Consider the following 1,005-nt stretch of genomic DNA (forward strand, 5'->3'; position numbering starts at 1 on the left):
CACGAGCCTCATTCATGTGGCAACACATTGAAGGCAAGCCGAATAATGAATGGCCACTTGTTCAAACATCATTGGAAGTTATGGACTACGATGGGCAGCATCTCTGGTTTGAGAGTGAAATGCATGCCTGGGAGTACTTTATTCAGCACGAAAAGCAAAAGCAAGGTGTCGTTTTCCAGTAATCTGCTCTTTTTAGCGTAATATAGTATACACTTTCAATGGGACTAACATGGGTAAGTTAGTCGAACAGAGAAAGGGGTTAGAATATCATGAAGCGCTTAATAGTGGTTGCGTTGATTGTATTCGGTTTGAGTTTGGTAGGTGGCACGGCGTTTGGTGATGAAACGACGGTTAGTCGGGTGACGACAAGTCAGGCGACTACCAATGGCGCAAACGCCACCAGTGCGCAACTTGACGGTGGCGCGGTGGTCCAATATCAAACGCATGATGAAGTGCAGGCAATGAAGGCTGGTAACCAGACCAATCAAACGGTGGCGGGTTACACATGGCTCGGTCTGGTGGTGGTTGCTGTCACGACGATTGGTGGCTTAGTCTGGCAATCGTTTCGACGGGAAATCAAACGGGCAGGCTAAAATAGCAAGTATAATTCCGGGGTAGTCTTTTGACTATCGCGGAATTTTTTTGCGTTTTCTGTTACACTAGATAGAGAGATTTAGGCAATGCCCTGGACGCGGGGTGTTGAGACGGAGATATATAATCATGATTATTTTACAAGCAAGTAATGTTGCCCGCCGCTTTAGCGGAGTGACGTTCTTTGAAAACATATCAATGCAGATTCAAGATAAAGGTCGGGTTGGTTTGGTCGGACGTAATGGTGCCGGTAAATCAACGCTTTTGAAGATGCTAATTGGCGAAACGCAACCTGATGAGGGGACTGTTTCGATGAAAAAGGGCATTAAGCTCGCTTATTTGGCACAAAATTCAGGTTTAGATTCGGATCTATCGGTTTACAATGAGATGTTAACGGCGTTCGACCGAGTGATT

General features: G+C 45.8%; 2 protein-coding genes and 1 pseudogene. All 3 read left to right on the forward strand.

What is annotated here, in order from left to right; translation table 11 throughout:
- Positions 1 to 182, forward strand: a pseudogene (locus WEIDD23_RS13020) (glycosyl transferase); the annotation flags it as partial.
- 87 nt (positions 183 to 269) lie between these two features.
- Positions 270 to 593, forward strand: a complete 324-nt coding sequence (locus tag WEIDD23_RS04110; RefSeq protein ID WP_010373514.1) for a hypothetical protein — start codon at positions 270 to 272, stop codon at positions 591 to 593.
- Positions 594 to 720: 127 nt separating this feature from the next.
- Positions 721 to 1,005: ATP-binding cassette domain-containing protein (locus tag WEIDD23_RS04115; protein ID WP_156469566.1), on the forward strand; the 285-nt coding region annotated here is incomplete at its 3' end.

Source organism: Weissella sp. DD23, from assembly GCF_001579105.1.
In the GTDB taxonomy this organism is placed as follows: domain Bacteria; phylum Bacillota; class Bacilli; order Lactobacillales; family Lactobacillaceae; genus Weissella; species Weissella cibaria.